34 protein-coding genes are annotated in these 23907 nt (G+C 59.4%); 33 read left to right on the top strand and 1 reads right to left on the bottom strand.

The window, feature by feature from the left end; all coding sequences use genetic code 11:
- Nucleotides 1-236: 236 nt before the first annotated feature.
- Nucleotides 237-1556 (bottom strand): tetratricopeptide repeat protein, encoded by a 1320-nt coding sequence (locus tag HY29_RS11405; RefSeq protein WP_034796974.1) that lies wholly within the window; start codon nt 1554-1556, stop codon nt 237-239.
- Nucleotides 1557-1778: 222 nt separating this feature from the next.
- Between HY29_RS11405 and HY29_RS11410 the strand changes: the two genes are divergently transcribed.
- The 33 genes from HY29_RS11410 (at nt 1779) to HY29_RS11570 (ending at nt 23580) form a co-directional block, all read left to right on the top strand.
- Nucleotides 1779-3464, top strand: a complete 1686-nt coding sequence (locus tag HY29_RS11410; protein WP_034796977.1) for a bifunctional helix-turn-helix transcriptional regulator/alpha/beta hydrolase — start codon at nt 1779-1781, stop codon at nt 3462-3464.
- A gap of 90 nt (nt 3465-3554) precedes the next feature.
- Nucleotides 3555-4124 carry a DUF2059 domain-containing protein gene (locus tag HY29_RS11415; protein WP_034796980.1) on the top strand — a complete coding sequence of 190 codons (570 nt, stop codon included), beginning with the start codon at nt 3555-3557 and terminating at the stop codon, nt 4122-4124.
- Between the two features lie 218 nt (nt 4125-4342).
- Nucleotides 4343-4663: a 30S ribosomal protein S10 gene (gene rpsJ, locus HY29_RS11420; protein ID WP_034765807.1), complete on the top strand. Its 321-nt coding sequence runs from the start codon at nt 4343-4345 to the stop codon at nt 4661-4663.
- Nucleotides 4663-5442, top strand: coding sequence for a 50S ribosomal protein L3 (gene rplC, locus HY29_RS11425; RefSeq protein ID WP_034796983.1), 780 nt, complete (start codon nt 4663-4665; stop codon nt 5440-5442). The genes rpsJ and rplC overlap by 1 nt, the downstream gene beginning before the upstream one ends.
- A complete protein-coding gene (gene rplD / locus HY29_RS11430; protein WP_034796985.1) occupies nt 5442-6083 on the top strand; it encodes a 50S ribosomal protein L4 in 642 nt (213 codons plus the stop codon). The genes rplC and rplD overlap by 1 nt, the downstream gene beginning before the upstream one ends.
- Nucleotides 6084-6085: 2 nt before the next feature.
- On the top strand, nt 6086-6385 hold the full coding sequence (locus HY29_RS11435) for a 50S ribosomal protein L23 (protein ID WP_034796986.1): 300 nt from the start codon (nt 6086-6088) through the stop codon (nt 6383-6385).
- 16 nt (nt 6386-6401) lie between these two features.
- Complete coding sequence (gene rplB, locus HY29_RS11440; RefSeq protein ID WP_034796988.1) at nt 6402-7232, top strand: 50S ribosomal protein L2; 831 nt, start codon at nt 6402-6404, stop codon at nt 7230-7232.
- Between the two features lie 15 nt (nt 7233-7247).
- Nucleotides 7248-7526, top strand: coding sequence for a 30S ribosomal protein S19 (gene rpsS / locus HY29_RS11445; protein WP_034796989.1), 279 nt, complete (start codon nt 7248-7250; stop codon nt 7524-7526).
- Between the two features lie 3 nt (nt 7527-7529).
- A complete protein-coding gene (gene rplV, locus HY29_RS11450) occupies nt 7530-7919 on the top strand; it encodes a 50S ribosomal protein L22 (protein WP_034796990.1) in 390 nt (129 codons plus the stop codon).
- On the top strand, nt 7919-8656 hold the full coding sequence (rpsC, locus tag HY29_RS11455; RefSeq protein WP_034796992.1) for a 30S ribosomal protein S3: 738 nt from the start codon (nt 7919-7921) through the stop codon (nt 8654-8656). Before rplV ends, rpsC begins: the two co-directional genes overlap by 1 nt.
- A gap of 3 nt (nt 8657-8659) precedes the next feature.
- Nucleotides 8660-9076, top strand: a complete 417-nt coding sequence (gene rplP / locus HY29_RS11460) for a 50S ribosomal protein L16 (RefSeq protein WP_034796994.1) — start codon at nt 8660-8662, stop codon at nt 9074-9076.
- A 2-nt stretch (nt 9077-9078) separates the two neighbouring features.
- Nucleotides 9079-9279, top strand: a complete 201-nt coding sequence (gene rpmC / locus HY29_RS11465; protein ID WP_034796996.1) for a 50S ribosomal protein L29 — start codon at nt 9079-9081, stop codon at nt 9277-9279.
- A 10-nt stretch (nt 9280-9289) separates the two neighbouring features.
- Nucleotides 9290-9535, top strand: coding sequence for a 30S ribosomal protein S17 (rpsQ, locus tag HY29_RS11470; RefSeq protein WP_034796998.1), 246 nt, complete (start codon nt 9290-9292; stop codon nt 9533-9535).
- Nucleotides 9532-9900: a 50S ribosomal protein L14 gene (rplN, locus tag HY29_RS11475; protein WP_027836773.1), complete on the top strand. Its 369-nt coding sequence runs from the start codon at nt 9532-9534 to the stop codon at nt 9898-9900. Before rpsQ ends, rplN begins: the two co-directional genes overlap by 4 nt.
- Nucleotide 9901: 1 nt before the next feature.
- A complete protein-coding gene (gene rplX / locus HY29_RS11480; RefSeq protein ID WP_034797001.1) occupies nt 9902-10219 on the top strand; it encodes a 50S ribosomal protein L24 in 318 nt (105 codons plus the stop codon).
- Nucleotides 10212-10766, top strand: a complete 555-nt coding sequence (gene rplE / locus HY29_RS11485; protein WP_034797003.1) for a 50S ribosomal protein L5 — start codon at nt 10212-10214, stop codon at nt 10764-10766. The genes rplX and rplE overlap by 8 nt, the downstream gene beginning before the upstream one ends.
- Nucleotides 10767-10785: 19 nt before the next feature.
- Nucleotides 10786-11091, top strand: a complete 306-nt coding sequence (gene rpsN / locus HY29_RS11490; RefSeq protein WP_034797004.1) for a 30S ribosomal protein S14 — start codon at nt 10786-10788, stop codon at nt 11089-11091.
- A gap of 18 nt (nt 11092-11109) precedes the next feature.
- Complete coding sequence (gene rpsH / locus HY29_RS11495; RefSeq protein ID WP_034797005.1) at nt 11110-11505, top strand: 30S ribosomal protein S8; 396 nt, start codon at nt 11110-11112, stop codon at nt 11503-11505.
- A 10-nt stretch (nt 11506-11515) separates the two neighbouring features.
- The gene (gene rplF / locus HY29_RS11500; protein WP_034797011.1) at nt 11516-12127 is read left to right on the top strand and encodes a 50S ribosomal protein L6; all 612 of its coding nucleotides are present in this window, start codon (nt 11516-11518) and stop codon (nt 12125-12127) included.
- 4 nt (nt 12128-12131) lie between these two features.
- On the top strand, nt 12132-12494 hold the full coding sequence (rplR, locus tag HY29_RS11505; protein ID WP_034797012.1) for a 50S ribosomal protein L18: 363 nt from the start codon (nt 12132-12134) through the stop codon (nt 12492-12494).
- A gap of 11 nt (nt 12495-12505) precedes the next feature.
- On the top strand, nt 12506-13087 hold the full coding sequence (gene rpsE, locus HY29_RS11510; protein WP_034797016.1) for a 30S ribosomal protein S5: 582 nt from the start codon (nt 12506-12508) through the stop codon (nt 13085-13087).
- 14 nt (nt 13088-13101) lie between these two features.
- A complete protein-coding gene (rpmD, locus tag HY29_RS11515; protein WP_034797017.1) occupies nt 13102-13287 on the top strand; it encodes a 50S ribosomal protein L30 in 186 nt (61 codons plus the stop codon).
- Nucleotides 13288-13328: 41 nt separating this feature from the next.
- Nucleotides 13329-13808: a 50S ribosomal protein L15 gene (gene rplO / locus HY29_RS11520; protein ID WP_034797020.1), complete on the top strand. Its 480-nt coding sequence runs from the start codon at nt 13329-13331 to the stop codon at nt 13806-13808.
- Between the two features lie 89 nt (nt 13809-13897).
- Nucleotides 13898-15256 carry a preprotein translocase subunit SecY gene (gene secY / locus HY29_RS11525; RefSeq protein ID WP_034797022.1) on the top strand — a complete coding sequence of 453 codons (1359 nt, stop codon included), beginning with the start codon at nt 13898-13900 and terminating at the stop codon, nt 15254-15256.
- Nucleotides 15253-15822 carry an adenylate kinase gene (locus HY29_RS11530; RefSeq protein WP_034797023.1) on the top strand — a complete coding sequence of 190 codons (570 nt, stop codon included), beginning with the start codon at nt 15253-15255 and terminating at the stop codon, nt 15820-15822. The genes secY and HY29_RS11530 overlap by 4 nt, the downstream gene beginning before the upstream one ends.
- Before the next feature lie 148 nt (nt 15823-15970).
- Nucleotides 15971-16339, top strand: a complete 369-nt coding sequence (gene rpsM / locus HY29_RS11535) for a 30S ribosomal protein S13 (RefSeq protein WP_034797024.1) — start codon at nt 15971-15973, stop codon at nt 16337-16339.
- 12 nt (nt 16340-16351) lie between these two features.
- Nucleotides 16352-16741: a 30S ribosomal protein S11 gene (gene rpsK / locus HY29_RS11540; RefSeq protein ID WP_034797026.1), complete on the top strand. Its 390-nt coding sequence runs from the start codon at nt 16352-16354 to the stop codon at nt 16739-16741.
- A 61-nt stretch (nt 16742-16802) separates the two neighbouring features.
- Nucleotides 16803-17846, top strand: coding sequence for a DNA-directed RNA polymerase subunit alpha (locus tag HY29_RS11545; protein ID WP_034797027.1), 1044 nt, complete (start codon nt 16803-16805; stop codon nt 17844-17846).
- Nucleotides 17847-17892: 46 nt separating this feature from the next.
- Nucleotides 17893-18315 (top strand): 50S ribosomal protein L17, encoded by a 423-nt coding sequence (gene rplQ, locus HY29_RS11550; protein WP_034797029.1) that lies wholly within the window; start codon nt 17893-17895, stop codon nt 18313-18315.
- Between the two features lie 173 nt (nt 18316-18488).
- A complete protein-coding gene (locus HY29_RS11555; RefSeq protein ID WP_155838296.1) occupies nt 18489-19880 on the top strand; it encodes a metallophosphoesterase family protein in 1392 nt (463 codons plus the stop codon).
- A gap of 383 nt (nt 19881-20263) precedes the next feature.
- On the top strand, nt 20264-21475 hold the full coding sequence (locus tag HY29_RS11560; RefSeq protein WP_034797031.1) for an RtcB family protein: 1212 nt from the start codon (nt 20264-20266) through the stop codon (nt 21473-21475).
- A 283-nt stretch (nt 21476-21758) separates the two neighbouring features.
- Nucleotides 21759-22820 (top strand): hypothetical protein, encoded by a 1062-nt coding sequence (locus HY29_RS11565; protein WP_034797033.1) that lies wholly within the window; start codon nt 21759-21761, stop codon nt 22818-22820.
- Nucleotides 22821-22983: 163 nt separating this feature from the next.
- Nucleotides 22984-23580 carry an HD domain-containing protein gene (locus HY29_RS11570; protein ID WP_034797036.1) on the top strand — a complete coding sequence of 199 codons (597 nt, stop codon included), beginning with the start codon at nt 22984-22986 and terminating at the stop codon, nt 23578-23580.
- Nucleotides 23581-23907: the final 327 nt, after the last annotated feature.

Raw genomic sequence — 23907 nt, forward strand, 5'->3', positions numbered from 1 at the left:
TTCCTGAAGAGACTTTGCGAAAGGCCGCCCCAAAAGGGCGGCCTTTTTGCTGCGCGGAATGTCAGGAACGTTCGCCGGAGTGATCTATCTGTCCACACATAAAGCACCGGGGCAGGGGTGTGAGTGAAAGACGGGTCTTTTATCCGTATGCGATAAAAATCTGAGCGCATAAGAAACGCCCACCTGCCATGAAGACAGGTGGGCGCCGGGGGAGTCTGCCATAAGCCGTGCCTGACTTACTGGCAGCCAGGAGTGTCCGGATTGCCATTCATGGTGCAATGCGCATAGCGGTATTTGTCCCGGGTCTGGGCCGCCGCCTCGGCCGAGCTGAGCACCGGTTCTGAGTCCAGCGCAGGTCCGCGCTCAATGGGCCGATAGCTGGACGTTTTGGCACGGGCGGCATTGAAGCGCTGATTGGCGGATTTGATGGTCTGCATGTCTGCGGCCCAGGAATCATATTCGCCGGAGACGGCGACGCCGCGCCGGCGCATCTCTGCCTTCACGACCCCGCCGGGGCCTTTGTTGGCAAACCAGAGTTCGAGAACTTTGAGATCATAGTCATCGACATCCCCCATGCGGCCAGCGGCCGAGGCGGCGTTGACGGCTTTCGCGGCCCAGTCACTGGATGCGTAGACCGAGACGGCCGTTGCGACGGCGCCATTATAGTCTCCGGCATTCAGCATGGCGGACATTTCCGCCTCGCGCGCGGCCTGTTTGGCGTTCCATTCCGCCCATTCATCCAGCCAGGCTTTCAGGTCTTTGGCGACGCCGCAGCCGGTGTCATGGCCCAGCTGGCACGCCCGGTCATATTGGGTGTAGGCGAGCTGGTAGTCGCCAATATTGTGGTAGATGCCGCCAAGGTTCGCGCAGGATTCCTTGACGCCAGCGCCGCAATTGATCTGCGTCATCTTAAGCGCTTTTTCGGCATTGAAGCCGGGCGAATCCGGCTTGGCGTACATGATTTCCCCGATGACGCAGAAATAGGAGATCCCGGTCTCATCGCAGGCCCGCTCTGCCAGCGGGGCGCCGCGGACAAGATCGATATGGCCGGGATCCCGGCCTTCGCGGCCATCATAGAAAATCTCTGCGCCCCATTTGCAGGCCTTCATGGACTGGTTGGCGCAGCCCTCTTCAAACGCGCTGAGCAGGCGGGGCATGTCCTGTTCGCCCTTGTCCGGGGTGCGCAGGATGGCGAACGCGGCGCTGCAGGCCTCTTCATGGCCCATACGGCAGGCGGTTTCGTACAAATCTATGCCCCTGGCCGGGTCTTGCGCGATGCCGTCAGCGCCTCTGCGGTACATGCCGGCCGTGTAGAAGCAGCCATCCGGAACGCCCAGCGTGCAGGCCTTCGTGAACAGCTCCGCCGCTTTCGGCATGTTCATGGGCAGGCCGTTGCTGCCCTGGGCATAGTCTGCCGCAGCATAGAAGCAGGCCTCGGCCCCGCCTTTCGAGCAGGCGATTTCCTGTGTGGAGACGGCCTGCGCCGAGGCGCCGGGCAGGGCCAGCAGAGCAAATGCGGCAAGGCCCATTGAAGCGAGAATGGGAGGAAACTTCATGCAAGATGTCTTTCTGTTGTCTGGCTGGCTCTTTCGCCTCTGGTCCATGGCCGGATCCCCACCCAGCCTGCGATAGAGGCAGACTAGGCAGTCGGTGCGCGCCAGACATGCCCCGCAGGGGTTATGCGCAAAGATTTTCAGGAATTTACGGAAAGTCTTGCTGTCCACAATCAGGGTTCTAGAGTGATCCCCCATTCCACCGCAGCGTGTCTCCGAATCTGTATGTCCCACACCAATCGCTATTTCGATATGCTGGGCGCCGCGTATGAGGTGCCGTCCGAAACGGATCGCTTCGATGTGTTCCTGAACGCGGCCATGGCCTATTTCTTCGAAGAGCGGGACAATGGCGCGCTGGCAGAAGATGTGCCGCGTCATCATGGCGATGATGACATGCTGGATACCCATGGCGCGCGTATCAGCAAGCTGATCGAGGAAGCATCACGCCGGGAGGCGTCTCATGACGAGCGCTTCCACGCGATTCTGGAAGTCTCCGCCCGGACCGGACAGGTGACGGGCAATGCCGCCGCGGTGCATCTGACCGGACAGGACTTTCCCTGCGCGCTGGACGAGTTGCCGCTGGACCCGTCGGCGCTGGGCGAAATCCGCAAGACGCTGAGGGCGACGGCGCATCAGGCGCAGGACAGAATCATTCTGGCGAATGTGGAAACGACGCAGATCCGCGCCTGTCTGGCGCTGATCCAGAGGCCGAAGGATGTTGCCGACCAGGTGCATGTCTCGCTGTCTTATATTGACTGGTCACCGGCGCTGATGACGCGCCTCAGCGAGGCCTTTGGCCTGACGGCCAGTGAAACCGAAGTTCTGGAAGGCTTCCTTGGCAATCTCAGCCAGAAGGACATTGCCGACCAGCGCGGCCGGGCGCTGGAGACGATCAAGGGCCAGGCCAAGAGCATTTTGCGCAAGACGGGCTGCGCGCGGATGTCGGATGTGGTGCAGCTGTGCGGTAGTATCGCCTTCCTGATGCGGCAATTGCCGGAGCAGCTGAACCCGCCCAGCGCGGAAGTGTGGATGACGCCGAAAGCCGGCCTCTCGCAATTGCCGCGCCCCGGCGGGCGGACGCTGGGATGGTACCGGATAGGCCGCGGGCAGAAGACGGTGCTGTTCATTCATGGCTACATTCAGGGGCCGTTCTTCACGCCGGAATTCCTGAGGCGGCTCGCGGCAGAGGACATTACGCTGATTGCGCCGTCGCGGCCGGGCTATGGCTATACAAGCCCCAGCCGGACCCGGGCGGAGTTCAACGCCGTGACGGTGGAGGACGCCGTCGCGCTGGTGGAGAATCTTGGGCTGGAGCGGGTGAGTCTCTGTGTACATCAGGGCGGCTCCTCCCATGGCTTCCGAATCGCGAAGGCGCTGGGCGAGCGGATGGGCGACATGCTGGTGATCGGCGGGGGCATCCCGATCGATGAGACCAAGCACCTCTCGCACATGGACCCGCAGACCCGCTTTGCCGCCATGGCAACGCGCCATGCGCCCTCCATCATGAAAATGGTGATGTCGGTCGGCCTGCCGGTCTATCGCCGCCGGGGCACGAAGGCCTTCCTGAAGGCGCAGTTCGTGCGGTCTCCGATGGATCTGGAATCACTGTCGGACCCGATTCTGATGAAGGTTCAGGCCGAGGGGCTGTATCATGCGGTGGAGCAGGGGGCCGAGGCCTGGATTCGCGATGGCTCTGCGGCGATGGCCGACTGGTCAGAGGATCTGGAGGCGGTGACGGCCCGGCAGGTCTGGCTGCAGGCCGGCGACGATACGATCATCAATGCCGAACATGTCGCCGCGCACATGGCGCACCGGCCGAATGTGGAGTTTCATATCCTGAGTGGCCATGCGGTAAACGTGCTGCACACGGCGATGGACGAGGTGTGCACCGCGCTGGCGGGGCTGGCCTAGCGAAAATGCTGTTATTTTAGGATCACACGGTTAGTCTCAACGGGATTTCAACAGGCCCGGAAGGCGGGCCGGAACAGGGGATGTGGGGATATGAGAATCGCATTTGCAGGACTGGCTGCGGCGCTGGCGCTGGGGGCGGCACCGGCGCAGGCCGATCCGATGGAGGACGCCCTTTATATTGTCGACCATACGATCAGCCGTACGGAATATGAGGCGGCCTTTGCCGGCATGGCAGACCTGATGGTCGGCAATCTGCAGAACGAATTCGCCAAGGGGGGAGATTCCATATCGAATGCCGCCAGCGAGACGGCTGTCATCATGATGTCTGCCCAAATGGCAGATGCCCTGCTGGACGGGATGCGACGGCCTCTGGCGGAAGCCTATGTCTATAATGTCTCCCCGGAAGCGCTGGCAGGCTATCGCGCCTTTCTGGAAACGCCTGCGGGGCAGGAGATCAGCGCCTCTAATGGGGTGATTGCGCTTGAAAGCGTGAAGATTGGAAATGAGCTGGCCGAGAGCATTGCCATACCGGCTGTAAATGCGATGATTGAGGATATGCGCGACGGAAATTACCCTGCGGGCACGCTGAAATCGACGCAGCGCGAACTCGAACGGCTCTTCCTGGAGCAAGACCCCGCAGACACGCCGCCGGAGCTGTAGGGGTGCGCAGTTCAAACCTGTGAATCTTTTGTGCAGATTCCTCAGGCGAGTCAGTTGACGTGAGCGTGTTCATCCCATAAACCCCCGAATTCGCCGGGATGGCAGCGCTTTAGATAGCGAACGCTCCCTCGAAACAGACAATTTAATCCCACGTAACGCCCTGGGGCCTGGCTGGCTCTGTTGGGGCTAACGTGTTTTGTGCGGACGGACCGAGAACGATGGAACGACAGAATATCCGGATCAGGCTAAAGGCCTTCGATCACCGCGCCCTCGACATGTCGGCGAAAGAGATTGTGAACACGGCAAAGCGCACCGGCGCTGAAGTCAAAGGTCCGATCCCACTCCCGACCCGTATCGAGCGCTTCACCGTGAACCGCTCTCCCCATATCGACAAGAAGTCGCGCGAGCAGTTTGAAATCCGTACTCATAAGCGGATCCTCGACATTGTAGACCCAACCCCGCAGACGGTTGATGCTCTCATGAAGCTCGACCTGTCTTCTGGCGTTGGTATCGAGATCAAACTTGAGGGAGGCCGCTAATGGCTCTGCCAGCACCCCGTTCTGGCGTGCTTGCCCGTAAGGTTGGCATGACACGCGTATTTGATGAGAATGGTCGCCATATCCCGGTGACGGTTCTTTCCCTTGACGGCTGTCAGGTTGTCGGCGTGCGCACGGAAGACGAGCGCACCGTCACCACGAAGAAGGGCGGGGAAGTTACCCGCACGGACGGCTACAAGGCTGTGATCCTCGGCATTGGCGAGAAGAAGGCAAAGCGCACCTCCAAGGCTCTGCGCGGCCAGTTCGCGAAAGCCGGTGTTGCACCGAAGCGCAAGCTGGCAGAATTCCGCGTCTCTGGCGATCTGCCGGAAGTTGGCGCTGAAGTTCAGGCTGATCACTTCGTTGCAGGCCAGAAGGTCGACATTGCCGGCATCACGATCGGTAAGGGTTTTGCCGGTGCGATGAAGCGCTGGAACTTCGGGGGTCTGCGCGCCACGCACGGTGTGTCCATCTCCCACCGTTCCCACGGTTCGACCGGTATGAACCAGGACCCGGGCCGTGTTTTCAAGAACAAGAAAATGGCTGGCCATTACGGCGTTGAGCGCGTCACGACCCAGAATCTGGAAGTCGTCCGCACCGACGTTGAGCGTGGCCTGATCCTGGTCAAGGGCGCTGTGCCTGGCCATGACGGCAGCTATGTCGAAGTTCGCGACGCTGTGAAGAAAGCTCTTCCGGCCGACGCTCCGGCAGCAGGCTCCTTCAAGGCAGCAGGCGCGGCAGACGCTCCGGCCGCTGAAGCAACTCAAGAGGGTGCTGAATAATGGAACTCGCAGTCAAAACCCTTGCCGGGAAAGCGGCTGGAAACATCACGGTTGATGATGCCATTTTCGGCATCGAAGACATTCGTGGTGATATCCTCCAGCGCACGATCCGCTGGCAGCTGGCCAAGCGCCAGGCTGGTACGCACAAGACGCAAACCCGCGGCGAAGTCAGCCGTACAACGAAGAAGTACATCCGCCAGAAAGGTTCCGGCGGCGCACGTCACGGTTCCCGTAACGCGCCGATCTTCGTTGGTGGTTCCGTCGCGCACGGGCCGAAAGTCCGCAGCCACGCACACGATCTTCCCAAGAAGGTCCGCAAGATGGCTCTGGCGCACGCCCTGTCGTCCAAGATGAAGGAAGACGCGATCATCGTTCTTGATGAAGCCGTCCTGTCCGCTCCGAAGACGAAAGAGCTGGTCAGCCAGTTCGCCGGTCTCGGCATCGAGAACGCGCTGATCATCTCCGGCATCTCCGTGGATGAGAATTTCGCCAAGGCTGCCCGCAACATCCCGAACGTGGACGTGCTGCCGGTCGCAGGTCTGAATGTCTATGACATCCTGCGCCGCAAGAAGCTCGTCATCACCAAGGAAGCGGCTGAAGGCATCAAGGCCCGTTTCGACGGCGTGAAGGAGGCTAAATAATCATGGCCGACGTTAAACCGCATCATTACGACATTATCCGCCGTCCGCTGATCACCGAGAAAGCGACGCTGGTTGCTGAAGAAAACAAGATTGTTTTCGAAGTGGCTCCCGACGCGGACAAGAAAGCGATCAAAGAAGCTGTCGAGGCTCTCTTCAAGGTCGAAGTAACCAAGGTCAACACCCTGGTCCAGAAGGGCAAGACGAAGCGTTTCCGTGGTTTCGAAGGTCGCCGTAACGACCTGAAGAAAGCCATCGTCACGCTCGCTGAAGGCCAGTCTGTCGACATCACGACGGGCCTGTAGGGGAAGGACGAGAATTATGGCACTTAAGACTTTCAACCCGACCTCTCCCGGACGCCGCCAGCTGGTGCTGGTGGACAAGTCCGACCTTCACAAAGGCAAGCCCGTCAAGGCGCTGACCGAAGGTCTGACGAAATCCGGCGGACGCAACAACAAGGGCCGCATCACGTCCCGTCACATTGGTGGTGGCGCCAAGAAGCTGTACCGCAAGGTCGACTTCAAGCGTAACCGCTGGGATGTGCCGGCGACTGTCGAGCGTCTGGAATACGATCCGAACCGCACGGCCTTCATCGCACTGATCAAGTACGAAGATGGCCAGATGTCCTACATCATCGCGCCGCAGCGCCTTGAAGCAGGGGACACGGTGATCACGTCCAAGACCGCTGACATCAAGCCGGGCAACACCCTGCCGCTGAAAAACATCCCGGTCGGTACGATCATTCACAACATCGAGCTGAAGCCTCAAAAAGGCGCTCAGATGGTCCGCTCTGCCGGTACCTATGCTCAGCTCGTTGGCCGCGACGGTGGCTACGCCCAGATCAAGCTGACCTCCGGTGAGCTGCGCATGGTTCTGGACAGCTGCCTGGCAACCATCGGTGCTGTGTCCAACCCGGACAACATGAACCAGGTTCTCTCCAAGGCTGGCCGCAAGCGTCACATGGGCAAGCGCCCGTCTGTCCGCGGTGTTGTCATGAACCCGGTCGATCACCCGCACGGTGGTGGTGAAGGCAAGTCTTCCGGTGGCCGTCACCCGGTTACGCCGTGGGGTAAGAAAACCCGCGGTCCGAAGACCCGTAAAAACAAGGCTACGGATCGTCTGATCATCCGTCGCCGCAACGCGAAACGCTAAGAGGAGCCGCAAGACATGTCACGTTCTGTCTGGAAAGGCCCGTTCGTAGACGGCTATCTGCTCAAGAAAGCAGAAGATGCACGCGCCTCCGAAAAGCGCGTCGTGATCAAGACCTGGTCGCGCCGTTCAACGATCCTGCCTAACTTTGTCGGCCTGAACTTCCAGGTCCACAATGGCAACAAATTCATCCCGGTTACCGTTTCCGAGGAAATGGTGGGTCACAAGTTCGGTGAATTCGCACCGACCCGTACCTACTATGGCCACGGCGCGGACAAGAAAGCGAAGAGGAAGTAAGCCATGAGTAAGGCCAAGAATCCTCCGAAGCAGGCGTCGAACGAATCCCGTGCTGTGCTGCGCATGTACCGCTCCAGCCCGCAGAAGCTGAACCTTCTGGCTCAGCAGATCCGCGGTCTGCCGGTTGAGCGCGCCCTTGCCGAGCTGCAGTTCTCTCCGAAGCGTCCTGCCAAGGACGTTCGCAAGCTGCTGCAAAGCGCCATCGCAAACGCCGAGAACAATCACGGTCTCGACATCGACAGCCTGGTTGTTGCGGAAGCACACGTCGGCAAGAACCTTGTCATGAAGCGTATTCGTGCCCGCGCCCGCGGCCGTGCAGCGCGCATCGTGAAGCCATTCTCGCAGTTGACCATCGTCCTGCGTGACACCTCAGTTGAAGCGGAGGCCGCATAATGGGTCAGAAAGTAAATCCGATCGGCCTGCGTCTCGGTATCAACCGGACGTCTGACAGCCGCTGGTATGCCGACACGGCCGACTTTGGCCGTCTGCTGCACGAGGACATTGCGATCCGCAAGGAAATCCGCAAGCGCCTCAAGCAAGCCGGTATCTCCAAGATCATCATCGAGCGCCCGCACAAGAAATGCCTCATCACGATCCACACGGCTCGCCCGGGTCTCGTGATCGGCAAGAAGGGCGGGGACATCGAAGCCCTGCGCAAAGATCTGTCCAAGATGACCGAGGACGAAGTCCGCGTGAACCTGGTCGAGATCCGCAAGCCGGAAATCGATGCCACGCTGATCGCTGACGACATTGCCCGCCAGCTTGAGCGCCGCGCCTCGTTCCGCCGTACCATGAAGCGCGCCATCCAGTCCGCAATGCGTCTGGGTGCTGACGGTGTGAAGATCATGGTGTCCGGCCGTCTTGGCGGTGCAGAGATCGCACGTACCGAGAAGTATGCAGAGGGCTCCGTTCCGCTGCACACGCTGCGCGCCGACATCGATTACGGCACCGCAGAAGCCGAAACCACTTACGGCATCATCGGGATCAAGGTCTGGGTCTACAAAGGCGAGATCATGGAGCACGATCCGATGGCTCAGGACAAGCGTCTGGAATCTTCCGGCCAGTCCCGTGCCCGTGCCAATGCCAACCAGCGCGGACCGGCTACCGGTTCGCAAGCCGCCGGAGCGTAAGTCATGCGTCAACCGAAGCGAACAAAATTCCGTAAGGCCTTCAAGGGCCAGATCCGTGGCAACGCCAAGGGCGGTTTCTCGCTGGCTTTCGGCGAGTTCGGCCTGAAGGCTCTGGAGCCCGAGCGTGTTACCGCACGCCAGATCGAGGCAACCCGCCGTGCCGTTACGCGTCACATGAAGCGTCAGGGCAAGGTGTGGATCCGCGTATTCCCGGATCTGCCTGTGTCTGCCAAGCCGATTGAAGTCCGGATGGGTAAAGGTAAAGGCTCTGTCGACCGTTGGGTCGCCCGCGTCGCACCTGGCCGCATCCTGTTCGAAATCGACGGCGTGCCTGAGGATGTCGCCCGTGAAGCCCTGCGCCTCGGCGCAGCCAAGCTTCCGATCAAGACGAAAGTCGTCAAGCGGATTGAGGGTATCTGATCATGAAAGCCCAGGATGTAAGAACGAAAAGCGTCGATCAGCTCAAGGATGAGTTGATCAAGCTGAAGAAAGAGCAGTTCAACCTGCGCTTCCAGACAGCCACCGGCCAGCTGGAAAAAACGGCCCGGGTGAAGGAAGTTCGCCGCGACATCGCGCGCGTCAAGACGATCCTTCGCGAAAAAGCCGAAGCAGGTCAGGCGTAGGAGAGAGATCATGCCAAAACGTGTAATGGAAGGCGTCGTGGTCTCTGCCAAGCAGAACAAGACAGCCATCGTCCGCGTCGAACGTACCTTCACCCACCCGGTGATGAAAAAGATCGTTCGTCGCTCCAAGAAGTATCATGCCCACGACGAAGCGAATGCTGCTGTCGAGGGACAAATTGTAACGATCCAGGAGTGCCTTCCGCACTCCAAGCTGAAACGCTGGGAGCTTGTCTCCGGCGGGGAAGGTGACGCATGATCCAGATGCAATCAAACCTTCGCGTCGCCGACAATTCCGGCGCACGCCGCGTCCAGTGCATCAAGGTGCTGGGTGGCGCGGGACGCCGTTATGCGTCTGTCGGTGATGTGATCGTCGTGTCCGTGAAGGAAGCAATTCCGACGGGCCGCGTGAAGAAAGGTGACGTCCGCAAGGCTGTCGTCGTTCGCGTGGCAAAGGACATCAACCGCCCGGATGGCACGACCATCCGTTTCGACACCAATGCTGCTGTTCTCATCAATAATAATGGTGAGCCGATCGGCACCCGCGTCTTTGGCCCGGTCCCGCGTGAACTGCGCGGCAAGAACCAGGTCAAAATCGCGAACATGGCCCCGGAGGTCCTGTAAGATGGCTGCGAAGATCAAAAAAGGCGACACGGTTGTCGTGATCGCCGGCCGTGACAAGGGCACCAAAGGTGAGGTCCTGAAGGTTCTCGTCGACGAAAACCGCGTCGTTGTACGCGGCGTGAACGTCGTCAAGCGCCACCAGAAGCCGAACCAGATGGACCCGGGCGGCATCAAGACGTTCGAAGCACCGATCCACGTGTCCAACGTGGCGCACGCCGATCCGCGTGACGGCAAAGCGGTGCGTGTTGGTTTTAAAGTTGACGAGCATGGCCGCAAGACGCGCTTTGCCAAACGTTCAGGGGAGTCCATCGATGTCTGATGCATACGAACCCCGTCTCAAGAAGAAGTACCGCGAAGAGATCCGCGCGAAACTTCAGGAGCAGTTCAAGTATTCGAACCCGATGAAGGTTCCGAAGCTGGACAAGGTCGTGATCAATATGGGTGTGGGCGAAGCTGTCGCCGACTCCAAGAAGATCAAGGCTGCGCTGGCTGAACTCGAAATGATTGCTGGCCAGAAGCCGGTCGCCACCAAGGCCCGCAAGTCAATTGCCGGCTTCAAGGTTCGCGAAGGCATGCTGATCGGTTGTAAGGTCACCCTGCGCCGTGAGCGCATGTACGAGTTCCTGGACCGTCTGACCAATATCGCCCTGCCGCGCGTGAAAGACTTTCGGGGTCTGAACGGCAAGAGCTTTGACGGTCGTGGCAACTACGCCATGGGTCTGAAAGAACACATCGTTTTCCCGGAGATCAATTACGATCAGGTGGAAGATATTCGCGGTATGGACATCATTGTCTGCACCACGGCTGAAACCAACGAAGAAGCCAAGGCACTCCTCGCCGAGTGTGGCTTCCCGTTCCGGAACTAGCGCCAGGAGATCTGCTGATATGGCAAAGAAGAGCGCAATCGAGAAGAACAAGAAGCGCAAGCAGCTTGTCGAGAAGTACGCCGCGAAGCGTGCCGAGCTGAAGGCGATCGCCATGAACGAGGATCTTCCGCTGGAAGACCGGTTCAAGGCCCGTCTGAAACTCGCTGAACTTCCGCGCAACTCGGCTCCGAACCGCGTGCGTAATCGCTGTGAGGTAACCGGGCGTCCGCGCGGTTATTATCGCAAACTCAAAATGTCGCGGATCGCGCTGCGCGAGCTTGGCTCGAACGGTCAAATCCCCGGCCTTGTCAAGTCAAGCTGGTAGAGAGGGAGGATATCAAAGATGAACATTTCTGATCCCCTCGGTGATATGCTGACCCGCATCCGGAACGCCCAGATGCGCGGCATGTCTAAGGTTGTCACCCCGTCCTCCAAGCTTCGCGTTCGCGTGCTGGACGTCCTCATCGAAGAGGGCTTCATCCGCGGCTACACCGAAGTTGAGAAAGACGGTCACAAGAATATTGAAATCGAGCTGAAGTACTATGAAGGCCAGCCGGTCATCTCGGAGATCAAACGTGTCTCCAAGCCGGGCCGCCGGGTGTACTCTTCCGTCTCTGACATTCCGCTTGTGCGCAATGGTCTGGGCATCTCCATCCTTTCGACTTCGAAAGGCGTGATGTCTGACAATGCCGCTCGCAGCCAGAATGTTGGTGGCGAAGTGCTCTGCCGCGTATTCTAGGAGAGCTATCATGTCACGTATTGGTAAACTCCCGATCACTGTTCCGAATGGCACGACCGTCTCGGTCGATGGCCAGACGATCAAGGTGAAAGGCTCCAAGGGCGAAATGTCCATGGTGCTGTCCGAGCTGATCACGCCGAAGTTCGAAGATAACGAACTGACCGTGATGCCGCGCGAAGATCTCGTGAAGGCTGCAAATGAGCGTATCGAGGCTGAAAAAGCCCGCGGTCGCCGTCTGCCGACTTTCGCTGAAGCCCTGGACTCCCGTGCCCGTACGCAGTGGGGCACCGCACGTGCCAATGCTGCGAACATGGTTGAAGGTGTCTCCAACGGCTACTCGAAAACGCTTGAACTTGTCGGCGTGGGGTATCGTGCCCAAATGCAGGGTAACGATCTGAAACTCGCACTCGGCTTCTCGCACGATGTGATCTTCAAGGCACCTGACGGCATCAAGCTGGAAGCTCCGAAGCCGACTGAAGTGATCGTCTCTGGCGCGGACAAGCAGGCCGTTGGCCAGACTGCCGCCAAGATCCGCGAATTCCGTCCGCCTGAGCCTTACAAAGGCAAGGGTATCCGTTATCAGGGCGAATATGTCCGCCGTAAGGAAGGCAAGAAGAAGTAAGCCCATGAAAAGCTCACGCGAAAAGATGCTGCGCCGCGCCCAGCGCGTTCGTACCAAGCTCCGGAAGGTCGCCGAAGGCCGTCCGCGCCTGTCCGTTGCGCGCAGCCACAAGAATATCTCTGCCCAGATCATCGACGACGAAAAAGGCATCACGCTCGCTTCAGCGTCTACGCTGGAGAAGGACGTGCTCGGCTCTGCAAAGACCGGTGCCGATTCGGAAGCGGCAGCCCTGGTTGGTAAAGCGCTCGCAGAGCGTGCCAAAAAGGCTGGTGTTGAAGACGTAGTCTTTGATCGCGGCGGTTACATGTTCCACGGCCGGGTGAAAGCCCTGGCAGACGCCGCCCGTGAGGGCGGTCTCAAATTCTAAGGAGAGGCCCGATGGCTGAAGAAAGAGGAAGAGGCCGCCGTAATCGCGATCGCGACGAGGAGCAGTCCGACATCGTCGACAAGCTGGTTGGTATCAACCGCGTCGCAAAGACGGTTAAAGGTGGTAAGAATTTCGGTTTCGCTGCTCTGGTTGTCGTTGGCGACCAGAAAGGCCGCGCCGGTTTCGGCAAGGGCAAGGCCCGCGAAGTGCCGGAAGCGATCCGCAAGGCAACCGAAGAAGCCAAGCGCAACATGGTTCGCGTACCGCTGCGCGAAGGCCGCACCCTGCACCATGACGGCAAAGGCCGTTGGGGCGCTGGCAAGGTGGTCCTGCGTGCAGCCCCTCCGGGTACCGGCGTGATCGCTGGTGGTCCGATGCGTGCTGTGATGGAAGTTCTGGGTGTCCAGGATGTCGTCGGCAAGTCCATCGGCTCCTCCAACCCCTACAACATGGTCCGTGCCACGTTCGACGCTCTGAAAGAGCAGGCAAGCCCCCGTACGGTGGCTTCCAAGCGTGGTCTCAAGGTTCAGGATGTCGTCGGTCGCCGTAATGACGGTGCATCCGAAGCCGGCATGGCTGACGCGACGAACTAGGGAAGGGCACACAGATGGCTAAGAGCACGCTTACTGTCCGCCAGGTTGGCAGCCCGATCGGCCGCAAGCCTGAGCAGCGCCAGACCCTGATGGGCCTCGGCCTGAACAAGGTCGGCCGGACCAAGGAACTCGAAGATACGCCAGCCGTGCGGGGCATGATCCGCAAGGTGGCTCACCTGGTTGAGGTTGTCGGCGAGTAATCGCCGCAATCCGCAGCCACACGATATCGAAAGATAGACCGATGAAACTGAACGAACTGTCTCCTGCTGAAGGCTCCACCAAGAACCGCATCCGCGTTGGCCGCGGCGTCGGCTCGGGCAAGGGCAAGACGGGTGGCCGCGGTGTTAAAGGCCAAAAGGCCCGTTCCGGTGTTGCCGTAAACGGCTTCGAGGGCGGCCAGATGCCGATCTACATGCGTCTGCCGAAGCGTGGCTTTACGGCCCGCAACTCCAAGACGCACGCCTGGGTCAACCTCGGCCGTCTCGGCAAAGCCATTGAAGCTGGCAAGCTGGACGCCAAAGATGTGACTGAAGAGTCTCTGGTTGCTGCCGGCCTGGTCCGCAACGTGCGCGATGGCGTGCGTCTGCTGGCAAAAGGTGACGCACCGAAGAATCTGAATATTACAGTGACAGGCGCCTCCAAAGCAGCCATTGAGGCTGTTGAGAAGGCTGGCGGTAAAGTGACCGTCACGGGCCCCGCGAAAGACGCAGCTGAAGAATAATCGGCGGTTTTTACCGGGTACCCCTTCACAAACTTTGTTTCGCCGCCGATTTAGGCGGCGAACGCTTTTTCAGGGAGGTCTAGCGGCCAATGGCAAATGCTGCTGAACAAATGGCTCGGAATATGAATTTTTCGAGCTTTGCGAAGGCCAAGGACCTGCAGGCGCGGATCCTCTTCACCCTCGGCATCCTGCTCCTGTATCGACTCGGTACCTTCATTCCGATTCCGGGCCTCGACCCCTCCCAATATGCCAGCCTGTTCGAAAGCCAGTCCGGCGGCATGCTGGGCTCCATGAACATGTTTGCCGGTGGCGCCGTTCAGCGGATGGCGATCTTCGCGCTCAACGTGATGCCCTACATCACGGCGTCCATCATCATCCAGATGCTGACGGCCACCTCTCCGACGCTGGAAAAGCTGAAGAAGGAAGGGGAGTCCGGACGCAAACAGATCAACCAGTACACACGCTATCTGACGCTGGGCTTTGCCTTGGCGCAGTCCTTTTTCATTGCTGGCGGCCTGGTTGGGGTGCGTATTGACGGCATTTCCGCGCCTTTCTTCATCTTGACCGGCGTTGTGACGCTGACCGGCGGCACCATGCTGCTGATGTGGATGGGGGAGCAGATCACTGCACGCGGTATTGGTAATGGCGTTTCGCTGATCATTTTCGCCGGGATCATCGCGGAGATGCCGAAAGCCATCTTCAACCTGGTCTCGCAGGCCCGCACGACGTCTGTGAACGTGGTCTTTGTCATCGCAATTGCCGCCATGGTGATCGCGCTGGTCGTGTTCATCGTGTTCATGGAACGCTCTCAGCGCCGCCTGCTGATCCAGTATCCCAAGCGCCAGCAGGCCCATGGCTTTGCTCAAGGCCAGAAGAGCTTCCTGCCGCTGAAGATCAACACATCCGGCGTTATCCCGCCCATCTTTGCCTCTGCGCTGCTGATGCTGCCGCTGACGGCTGTCGGCTTCATGGGGGGCAATCCGGCCGATGCCGAGGCCTCCGGCGCCGTGAGCGGCGTTCTGGGCTGGCTGGCGACGCATTTTGCGCCGGGCTCGTGGTCCTATATCGCTTCGCAAGTCGTGCTGATCATGTTCTTCGCCTTCTTCTATACCTCCATCATGTTCAATCCGGAGGAAACGGCGGACAATCTGCGCAAATATGGCGGCTTCATTCCGGGCATCCGCCCAGGCTCCAACACGGCTGCCTATATTGACTATGTGCTGACCCGCCTGACGACGATTGGCGCCCTGTACCTGACTTTTGTCTGTATTCTCCCTGAACTCCTGCGGCGATATTTCCCAGAGATACCGTTTTATATCGGCGGTACTTCACTTCTGATCGTTGTGTCTGTTACGATGGACACAGTAACACAGATACAATCGCACATGATCGCCCACCAGTATGAGGGGATGATCAAGAAGTCGAAACTTGGGGGTCGTAAAAGATGAATCTCATTCTGTTCGGGCCGCCTGCGGCCGGGAAAGGCACGCAGGCAAAGCGCCTGGTAGAGGAGCGGGGCTATATCCAGCTCTCCACAGGCGACATGCTGCGCGCCGCTCGCGCATCAGGATCTGAGCTTGGGCAGAAAGTTGCCAAGATCATGGATGAGGGCGGTCTGGTCTCCGACGAGGTCGTGATTGCCCTGATCGACGAACAGCTGACCGAAAAGGCCGGCGCACCGGGATTCATCTTTGATGGCTTCCCGCGCACGGTTGGCCAGGCGGAAGCCCTGGACCGGCTGCTGGAAACCCGCGGCGAAGCCGTGGATCGCGTGATCCGCATGCTTGTTGATGATGACAAGCTGCTGTCACGTGTCACCAAGCGTTTTGAGGAGCAGGGGCGTAAGGACGACAACCCTGAAACCTTCTCCAAGCGCCTGGAAAAATACTATGAGGATACTGCGCCATTGGTGCCTATTTACGCCGAACGTGGTATACTTGTTGAAGTCGATGGAATGGGAACGATCGATGCTGTTGGTGCAGACATCGACGCGGCCCTGAAAGAGACGGCATAAAGCTGGGATTCCGCGGTTGACGCGTTAATTTCCATAGCTATAAGCCTCGTTTCTTAGCTTTTGGCTTAATCGCCGGCGCGCAAGGCGGAGCTTTCCGGCTTGGCGCGCTCTTTATGTATGAACACAGTCCGCTTGAGGAGACCCGGCCTTGGCCCGTATTGCAGGCGTTAACATCCCGACCAACAAGCGCGTTGAAATCGCGCTGCGGTACATTCATGGCATCGGCCCGTCCATGGCGCGTGAGATCATCGAGAAGGTCGGTGTTGAGCCGGCACGTCGTGTGAACGAGCTGACGGATGCCGAAGTCATCAAGATCCGCGAAACCATCGACGCTGATTACATGGTAGAAGGTGACCTTCGCCGTGACACGTCGATGAACATCAAGCGCCTGATGGACCTCGGTTGCTACCGTGGCCTCCGTCACCGCCGCAAACTTCCGGTTCGCGGTCAGCGTACCCACACAAATGCTCGTACCCGTAAGGGTCCGGCGAAGCCGATTGCCGGCAAGAAGAAATAGGATTGATCTTCAATGGCTCGTGAAACGACCCGCGTCCGCCGGAGAGAGCGCAAGAACATCACATCCGGTGTTGTTCATGTGAACTCCAGCTTCAACAACACCATGGTCACCATTACGGATGCCCAGGGGAACACCATTTCGTGGTCTTCCTCCGGCACGATGGGCTTCAAAGGCTCCCGTAAGTCGACTCCTTATGCTGCCCAGATGGCTGCTGAGGATGCCGCCAAAAAGGCCATGGATCACGGTCTGCAGACCGTCGAAGTGAACGTGCGCGGTCCGGGTTCGGGCCGTGAGAGCGCCCTGCGCGCCCTGCAGGCTGTCGGCCTGACCGTTACGGCGATCCAGGACACGACCCCGATCCCACACAACGGATGCCGCCCGCCGAAACGCCGCCGCGTCTAGTTCGTTATATATCGGCGGCGCAATCAAGCGCCGCCAAATGCATTCTGAGGACCCGTCGCCCATGGCTGACATCGAATCCACCGCCGTCAATGACCGCAACTGGAAAGTGCTGATCCGCCCGAACCGCCCTGTGGTTCAGGCAGGATATGATGCCAAGCGGAAGGCCAAGCTCGTCATCGAGCCGCTTGAGCGTGGCTACGGCACGACGCTGGGCAACGCGCTGCGCCGCGTGCTGCTGTCGTCGCTCCAGGGTGCTGCCATCATCGGCGTCCAGATTGATAATGTCGTGCACGAATTCTCCGCCATCCAGGGTGTGCGGGAAGATGTGACGACCATCGTGCTGAACCTGAAGCAGGTCGCGATCTTCATGGAGAGCGACACGCCGAAGCGCATGGTGCTGAAGGCAAAAGGCCCGGGCGAAGTGAAGGCCGGCCAGATCGAGACCTCCGGCGACACGAAGATCCTGAACCCGGATCACGTGATCTGCACGCTCGACGATGGCGCCGAAGTCCGCATGGAATTCACGATCGCAACCGGCAAAGGCTATCAGCCTGCTGAAGCGCACCGTCCGGAAGACGCCCCGATCGGCTATATTCCGATTGATGCGATCTACAGCCCGGTGCGCCGCGTTGGCTACCTGGTCGAGGACACCCGCGAAGGGACCGTTCTGGACTATGACAAGCTGACGCTCGACATCGAGACAGATGGCTCCGTTACGCCGGAAGACGCTGTGGCCTATGCTGCACGTATCCTGCAGGACCAACTGCAGCTGTTCATCAACTTCGAAGAGCCGACCCTCGAAACGAGCCAGCAAACGGAAGAAACCGATCTCGGCTTCAACCCGGTTCTGCTCAAGAAGGTCGACGAACTCGAACTGTCTGTTCGCTCGGCAAACTGCCTGAAGAACGACAACATTGTTTATATTGGCGACCTGATCCAGAAATCCGAAGCAGAGATGCTGCGCACGCCGAACTTCGGCCGCAAGTCTCTGAACGAGATCAAGGAAGTTCTCGCCGGTCTTGGCCTGCACCTCGGCATGGAAGTGCCGGATTGGCCACCGGAAGACATCGAAGGTCTTGCCAAGAAGTACGACGACCACCTATAGGACCCGCTTTAACGGGGGCCTGACCACCTCCTGAAGGATAACGACAATGCGCCATCGCCATGGATACCGCAAACTGAACAAGACGACGTCGCACCGCAAGGCGATGTTCGCGAACATGGCTGCCAGCCTGATCGAGCACGAGCAGATCGTGACCACCCTTCCGAAAGCGAAGGAAATGGCTCCGATCATGGACAAGCTCGTGACGCTCGCCAAAAAAGGCGACCTGCCTGCTCGCCGCCAGGCGATCTCTCAGGTTCGCGATGAGGACGCTGTCCGCAAGCTGTTCGACGTGATGGGCGAGCGCTACAAGGACCGCAATGGCGGCTACACACGCGTGCTGAAAGCCGGCTTCCGCCATGGCGACAACGCACCGGTTGCCGTTCTGGAACTGGTCGACCGTGACGAAAGCGCCAAAGGTGCTGCTGACCGTGCGCGTCACGAAGCAGAACTCGACGCGATGGAAGACTAAGTCTTTACGGGTTTTCGGACCTAACGGACATCAAAAGCCCCGGAGCTCTGCTCCGGGGCTTTTTGTTTGTGCTGTCGCCGCGTCAGCGGGGGAGGGCGTAAGAAACTGTCATGCTGGTGCGCTAGGCGGGCCTCACATCCTGTGTTTGTGAGTCGTTTGCGGAGACCTGCCCCATGACATTCCTGTTGCCCCGTTCCTCGGCCACCCCGGCCACGGCCCTGGTGGGTCTGTTTGCCCTGCTGGCGGCGTGTGCGACTCAGCCTGCGGCAGAGCCTGCTGACATTGTCGTGCTGGAAAGCGAGTCGGTCACGCAAACCGATCCCGCGCCTGTGGCCGACACCTATTTCACCATCGCCGTGCTGCCTGATACGCAGAACTATCTCGATTATACGCACCAGAGAGCCGAAGGCTTTCCGTTCGATGCGAGCGAGATGTTCCTGGAGCAGATGCACTATGTCGCCGACAATCTGGAAAGCACCGGCGGCGAAATCGCCTTTGTTTCATCGCTCGGCGATGTGTGGCAGCACCAGACCAAGGCCATGGACCCGGAGCACGCCACGCGCGGCTTCAAGGCTGTGCCGAACCCGATCATGGATTCGCATTTCGCACCGACCGAAAAGGTGAAAACGGTAGAGATACCGAAGGCGCATGAAGGCTTCAGCCTGATCGCCGGCAAGACGCCGTTCTCGGTCGTGCCGGGCAATCATGACTATGACGCGATGTGGACCGATTCGAAATTCCCGCCCGCGGCCAAGGGACCTGTGGAGATTGACCCCACTGACCTCAAGACCTCTCTGGGGGTATTGCATCCCGGCGGACTGGAGAATTTCCGGTCTGTGTTTGGCGCGGATACCGAATTCTTCAAGGGAAAGCCCTGGTATGTCGCCAGCCATGATGGCGGCGCCGACAGCGCGCAGATCTTCGAGGCGGGCGGCTATCGCTTCCTGCATATCGGCCTGCAATTCGATCCGCCTAATGCCTCTCTGGAATGGGCGGCCGAGGTGATCGCACAGCACAAGGGCCTGCCGACCATCATTTCCACGCATGACTATATGACGAAGGAAGGCGAGCGCCTGCCAAACCCGATTGTGGACGGCCATGCTGTGGACCCGCTGCACAACAGCCCGGAAATGGTCTGGGAGAAGCTGATCAGCCAGCAGGACCAGATCTTCCTGGTTTTGTGCGGGCATGAGCACGGCCAGGCCTGGCGGGTGGACGACAATGCCCATGGCCACAAGGTGTGGCAGGTGCTGGCCGACTATCAGGACCGGGGCCAGACGGCCCTCGATGCTGGCGTGGAGTCTGCCTGGCCGGTGGGCATCGGCGATGGCTGGATGCGCCTGATGAGTTTTGACTTCGGCCCTGAAACGCCTGTCATGACAGTGGACACCTATTCGACCTTTTATCGCCAGGACAGCCGCGACACAGAAGAATACGCCGCCTGGTACAAGGCCACAGAAAAGCCGGACCTAAGCGATGAAGCCTTTCATGACGAGGATGACTACACGCTGACCCTGGACGATTTCCGGGAGCGATTTGACGAGACAGGCCGCTCCACAAACTAGGCGCAGAGCCTTGTGATATAAGGAAAACACCCTTTCATATATCAGTCCCCGGATCATATGCGTCCGGGGATTTTTTTTATCTTCGGGGTTGACGCGGCCTGCGCCCTCCGTCATATGGCGGCCTCAATCCACTCAGAGGACGGACCGATGAAACGGCCAGAATCAAATTTCCAGAGGACAGAACGCGCCCTGTATCAGGGCTGCGATTTCTGCTGCATGGAGGTGAGTGGATAGGGCTGAGTTTCAGCCCGGGGCCGGGAAACCGGTTCTTATGCCGCCCTCCGCGCGTTTACGCCCGGAGGGTTTTTTATGTCTTTCAAACCCGATGGAGACGCGTGGAGGGCTTGTCAGGAGGAGTCTGAAAAAGAGCAGACTAAGGAACAATGAGTGATTTTGAAGTGATCGAAACCAGCGCCGGCGGGCGCATCAAGGCCTGGGTCAAGGGCGTGCCTCTGGAGCCGCAAGCGCGCACCCAGCTGGAGAATGTGGCGGGTTTGCCGTTCATTCACAGCCATTTGGCCGTGATGCCTGATGTGCATTATGGCCGTGGCGCGACGGTTGGATCAGTCATCCCCACGCGGGGCGCGATCATTCCTGCCGCTGTCGGGGTCGACATTGGCTGCGGGATGATGGCGATCCGTACCAGCCTCACGGCGAGTGATCTGCCGGACAGCCTGTCGGCCATCCGGAGCGAGATCGAGCGGAAGGTGCCGGTTGGCAATGGGCGCGGAGGCGGCCACAAGGAAACGCCGGCGCGCGTGGCAACCGCCCTCAGGGCCTCTGGCCTAGCGGATCGGTTGGACGTGATCCTGAAGAAACATCGGCGTATTCAGCGTACGGCATTTGCCAAACAGCTGGGCACGCTGGGCGGCGGCAACCACTTTATCGAGCTTTGTCTTGATGAAGCGGACCGTGTCTGGGTGATGCTTCACTCCGGCTCTCGCGGGACGGGGAACATCCTCGGCACCTACTTCATTCAGGAAGCCCGTGAGGCCCTGGAGACGCGCGTGCTGAACTATCATGTGCCGGACAAGGATCTGGCCTTCTTTGTGGAAGGGGAGGCCTTGTTCGACGATTACACCGAAGCGGTTAGCTGGGCACAGGATTATGCCCGTCTAAACCGTGAGGTGATGATGGACCGTGTACTGTTCGCCCTGCGTGAGCATTTCCCGGCTTTCGCGCTGGAGAAGGAAGCGGTGAACTGCCACCACAATTATGTGGAGCGGGAACACCATTTCGGGGCCGATGTCTGGGTCACCCGCAAAGGCGCCGTGCGCGCCGGGAAGGATGAGCTGGGCATTATCCCGGGGTCGATGGGGGCGAAATCCTTCATTGTGCGCGGGAAGGGCCATGCGGAGTCTTTCTGCTCCTGCTCTCACGGGGCAGGGCGGGCCATGAGCCGGGGTGAAGCCAAACGGCGGTTCTCTGTCGAGGATCACCTGGCGGCGACCCAGGGCGTCGAATGCCGGAAGGACAACGGCGTGATTGATGAAACGCCCATGGCCTACAAGGATATCGACAGCGTCATGGCCGCGCAGACAGACCTTGTAGAAGTGGTTCACACCCTGAAACAGGTCGTTTGCGTGAAAGGCTGATCGAATTAATTTCGATGTGTCCTTGACAGGCAATGGTGGCTCACCCTATACGCCACCCTCCTCTTGACCAGCCGTCCGAATACAGACGGCTGGCCAAACCAACAAACGGACCAAAAAGATGAAGCACGGTTGTAGAACAACAAACCTGCTCCTCAGTCGATGGGGAGCGCTGTCAGCGTCCCCCGCGCGTTTGCCGGTGGACGTCTGACCTCACAATTTTTCTGACTTCAATCGGTCCGCATCCGGCCTTCCGGCATGCGGACGATATGGAAGGAGGTGGATCATGGGCAATCCCATGACCCGGCGCCACGTGCGGCCGCATGGCCGTGCCGGTGCCCTGACGCCATTGTTGCGGTTCCTCGCTGGGCCCTATGCCGAAACACTGGCCATTGCCTGGCCGGCGCCGCATGTGAAGTTTCTGGCCCTGCCATCGGCGCGCCGTCATGCGGCGGCCATCCTGCTGGATCGTGATCTCGACCTTGAAGAGATCGCCCATATCGCCGCGTACGGGCGGGATGGGGATGTTGCAAAACACCTCATGCACGGCCAGGCTACCGGTGGTCTGATGAAGACGCTTTCCCGGTTGGGCGAGACCCTGTGGGACACGGCGGATTATGACGTGTTCCTGTCGCTGTTTTCGGATGAGAATACGGCGCAGGTATTACGGCATACGGATGAAATCCGTCCGGCGCAGCTGCGCCTGATCCGCGCCTTGCCTGTCCTGCTCCGGCGGCCGAAAATCCTTCGGCACATTCCGGACAGCAAAGGCGCCGTGGAGGATCTTGCCGCAACCTTCGGTCTGGCGGTGCGTATGCGCGGACAGACACAGGCCGCATCCGTCGCCCACCGGTGGGAGCGGGCCGCATCGTCTGAACGTCTGTTCGAGATGGCTGCGGACGATCTGCAGCCGGCCCGCTTCGGCAACATACTGTCCCCGCCGGACCTGCCGCCAGCCTTCTTCCGGGTGACGGACAGGAAAATGCTGGGGCAGGTTGCGCGGGAGTTCCGCAATTGCCTGCGGGACTTCACCGGTGACATCGCTGCCGGACGCATGGCGGTTTACGTTCTGCACGATGGCGTTGAGCGCGCGGTTCTTGCCCTGCGCCAGGATCCGGCGGGCTGGCGGCTCGCGGAGGCGAAAGGCAAAGGCAATATGGACCTGCGCGAAGAAACGCTCCGGTTCATTGTCGATGCTGTGGAACGGGCAGGCGGGCGGACAGGCGAGTCCAGCTGGACGCTTGCGCGCCGTCTGCACGAGCATTTCTGCAGCCGCTGTGGACCGGCCCATGTTCCGAACCGGAACACCTGGGAGAACCAGCTGATGCTGGGCGCTCTGTGGGACTGATCGGGAGACATCCGGGCGCCCCCGGTGGGAGACGCCTCTCCGGAAACGGAGGGGCGTCGTCTCACAGACCTCTCTTTTGCCGCCGAAAGGATGGAAAGGGATTGGAACTGGCCCGCCGCAGGGTTATCCTGCGGGCAGATATAAAGAAACCGGAGGAAACCACATGGCGGACGGACAGGGCGCGGCCCAAAGCGCAAAATTCACGCAAATGCTGGATGGCACCCAGGAAGACTGGGATATCATCGCGAAGAACGCGCGGGTGTTCAACAAAGGCCTTGCGAAACGGGTACTGGACCATCTGCGCCTGCTGGACGGGGATTTCGGCGGCTATCCCATCGACCGGCTGGAGCACTCCCTGCAGACGGCGACGCGGGCCCACCGGGATGGGCGTGACGAGGAATATGTCGTCTGCGCGCTGCTGCACGATATTGGTGACACGCTGGGCAGTATGAACCACCCGGACGTGGCCGCCGCGATCCTGAAACCGTTCGTGTCGGAAGAAAACCTCTGGATGGTTGCCAATCATGGCGCCTTCCAGGGCTATTACTTCTTTGAGTATCTCGGCCTCGACAAGAACATGCGCGATCAGTTCAAGGACAGTCCGCACTACCAGCGCTGCGCTGAGTTCTGCCACAAATACGATCAGGCCGCCTTCGACCCGGACTATGAAAGCGAGCCGCTGGAGTTTTTCGTGCCCATGGTGGAGCGAATTTTCTCAAAGCCGAAAAAATCCATGTATCTCAAGGCTATGGAAGAGTAATCCGAGGCGGGATATTTCGCCAAAGACGGGCCAGCCTGGCCACTTTGGTGCGGGCCTGTAATTAACCTTATAGAGGGCTGTATTTCCTGAAGTTTCAGGATTTCAGCCCTTTTTTATGCACTCTTTCTTAAGCTGGCAGATTTCCCTTTGCGAGACATGCCGGGGGCCAAAAACCCTGATAAGAAACCGTTAGTCATGGCTAACAAAAGCTTAACTGATTTCTGTACAGATAAATCATGTTCATCCCTCTGTTAACCAGTCGAGGGGGCCTGCAGACGTACGAATCCTGCAGATCCGTAACGTCGCGTTAAGCGTAGTTATGGTACC

The sequence above is a fragment of the Hyphomonas beringensis genome, assembly GCF_000682755.1.
Classification (GTDB): Bacteria; Pseudomonadota; Alphaproteobacteria; order Caulobacterales; family Hyphomonadaceae; genus Hyphomonas; species Hyphomonas beringensis.

Excerpts from the sequence above, each read along its gene's own strand:
- HY29_RS11405 (WP_034796974.1), bottom strand. The coding sequence starts at position 1,556 with ATGAAGTTTCCTCCCATTCTCGCTTCAATGGGCCTTGCCGCATTTGCT.
- HY29_RS11410 (WP_034796977.1), top strand. The coding sequence starts at position 1,779 with ATGTCCCACACCAATCGCTATTTCGATATGCTGGGCGCCGCGTATGAG.
- HY29_RS11415 (WP_034796980.1), top strand. The coding sequence starts at position 3,555 with ATGAGAATCGCATTTGCAGGACTGGCTGCGGCGCTGGCGCTGGGGGCG.
- rpsJ (WP_034765807.1), top strand. The coding sequence starts at position 4,343 with ATGGAACGACAGAATATCCGGATCAGGCTAAAGGCCTTCGATCACCGC.
- rplC (WP_034796983.1), top strand. The coding sequence starts at position 4,663 with ATGGCTCTGCCAGCACCCCGTTCTGGCGTGCTTGCCCGTAAGGTTGGC.
- rplD (WP_034796985.1), top strand. The coding sequence starts at position 5,442 with ATGGAACTCGCAGTCAAAACCCTTGCCGGGAAAGCGGCTGGAAACATC.
- HY29_RS11435 (WP_034796986.1), top strand. The coding sequence starts at position 6,086 with ATGGCCGACGTTAAACCGCATCATTACGACATTATCCGCCGTCCGCTG.
- rplB (WP_034796988.1), top strand. The coding sequence starts at position 6,402 with ATGGCACTTAAGACTTTCAACCCGACCTCTCCCGGACGCCGCCAGCTG.
- rpsS (WP_034796989.1), top strand. The coding sequence starts at position 7,248 with ATGTCACGTTCTGTCTGGAAAGGCCCGTTCGTAGACGGCTATCTGCTC.
- rplV (WP_034796990.1), top strand. The coding sequence starts at position 7,530 with ATGAGTAAGGCCAAGAATCCTCCGAAGCAGGCGTCGAACGAATCCCGT.
- rpsC (WP_034796992.1), top strand. The coding sequence starts at position 7,919 with ATGGGTCAGAAAGTAAATCCGATCGGCCTGCGTCTCGGTATCAACCGG.
- rplP (WP_034796994.1), top strand. The coding sequence starts at position 8,660 with ATGCGTCAACCGAAGCGAACAAAATTCCGTAAGGCCTTCAAGGGCCAG.
- rpmC (WP_034796996.1), top strand. The coding sequence starts at position 9,079 with ATGAAAGCCCAGGATGTAAGAACGAAAAGCGTCGATCAGCTCAAGGAT.
- rpsQ (WP_034796998.1), top strand. The coding sequence starts at position 9,290 with ATGCCAAAACGTGTAATGGAAGGCGTCGTGGTCTCTGCCAAGCAGAAC.
- rplN (WP_027836773.1), top strand. The coding sequence starts at position 9,532 with ATGATCCAGATGCAATCAAACCTTCGCGTCGCCGACAATTCCGGCGCA.
- rplX (WP_034797001.1), top strand. The coding sequence starts at position 9,902 with ATGGCTGCGAAGATCAAAAAAGGCGACACGGTTGTCGTGATCGCCGGC.
- rplE (WP_034797003.1), top strand. The coding sequence starts at position 10,212 with ATGTCTGATGCATACGAACCCCGTCTCAAGAAGAAGTACCGCGAAGAG.
- rpsN (WP_034797004.1), top strand. The coding sequence starts at position 10,786 with ATGGCAAAGAAGAGCGCAATCGAGAAGAACAAGAAGCGCAAGCAGCTT.
- rpsH (WP_034797005.1), top strand. The coding sequence starts at position 11,110 with ATGAACATTTCTGATCCCCTCGGTGATATGCTGACCCGCATCCGGAAC.
- rplF (WP_034797011.1), top strand. The coding sequence starts at position 11,516 with ATGTCACGTATTGGTAAACTCCCGATCACTGTTCCGAATGGCACGACC.
- rplR (WP_034797012.1), top strand. The coding sequence starts at position 12,132 with ATGAAAAGCTCACGCGAAAAGATGCTGCGCCGCGCCCAGCGCGTTCGT.
- rpsE (WP_034797016.1), top strand. The coding sequence starts at position 12,506 with ATGGCTGAAGAAAGAGGAAGAGGCCGCCGTAATCGCGATCGCGACGAG.
- rpmD (WP_034797017.1), top strand. The coding sequence starts at position 13,102 with ATGGCTAAGAGCACGCTTACTGTCCGCCAGGTTGGCAGCCCGATCGGC.
- rplO (WP_034797020.1), top strand. The coding sequence starts at position 13,329 with ATGAAACTGAACGAACTGTCTCCTGCTGAAGGCTCCACCAAGAACCGC.
- secY (WP_034797022.1), top strand. The coding sequence starts at position 13,898 with ATGGCAAATGCTGCTGAACAAATGGCTCGGAATATGAATTTTTCGAGC.
- HY29_RS11530 (WP_034797023.1), top strand. The coding sequence starts at position 15,253 with ATGAATCTCATTCTGTTCGGGCCGCCTGCGGCCGGGAAAGGCACGCAG.
- rpsK (WP_034797026.1), top strand. The coding sequence starts at position 16,352 with ATGGCTCGTGAAACGACCCGCGTCCGCCGGAGAGAGCGCAAGAACATC.
- HY29_RS11545 (WP_034797027.1), top strand. The coding sequence starts at position 16,803 with ATGGCTGACATCGAATCCACCGCCGTCAATGACCGCAACTGGAAAGTG.
- rplQ (WP_034797029.1), top strand. The coding sequence starts at position 17,893 with ATGCGCCATCGCCATGGATACCGCAAACTGAACAAGACGACGTCGCAC.
- HY29_RS11555 (WP_155838296.1), top strand. The coding sequence starts at position 18,489 with ATGACATTCCTGTTGCCCCGTTCCTCGGCCACCCCGGCCACGGCCCTG.
- HY29_RS11560 (WP_034797031.1), top strand. The coding sequence starts at position 20,264 with ATGAGTGATTTTGAAGTGATCGAAACCAGCGCCGGCGGGCGCATCAAG.
- HY29_RS11565 (WP_034797033.1), top strand. The coding sequence starts at position 21,759 with ATGGGCAATCCCATGACCCGGCGCCACGTGCGGCCGCATGGCCGTGCC.
- HY29_RS11570 (WP_034797036.1), top strand. The coding sequence starts at position 22,984 with ATGGCGGACGGACAGGGCGCGGCCCAAAGCGCAAAATTCACGCAAATG.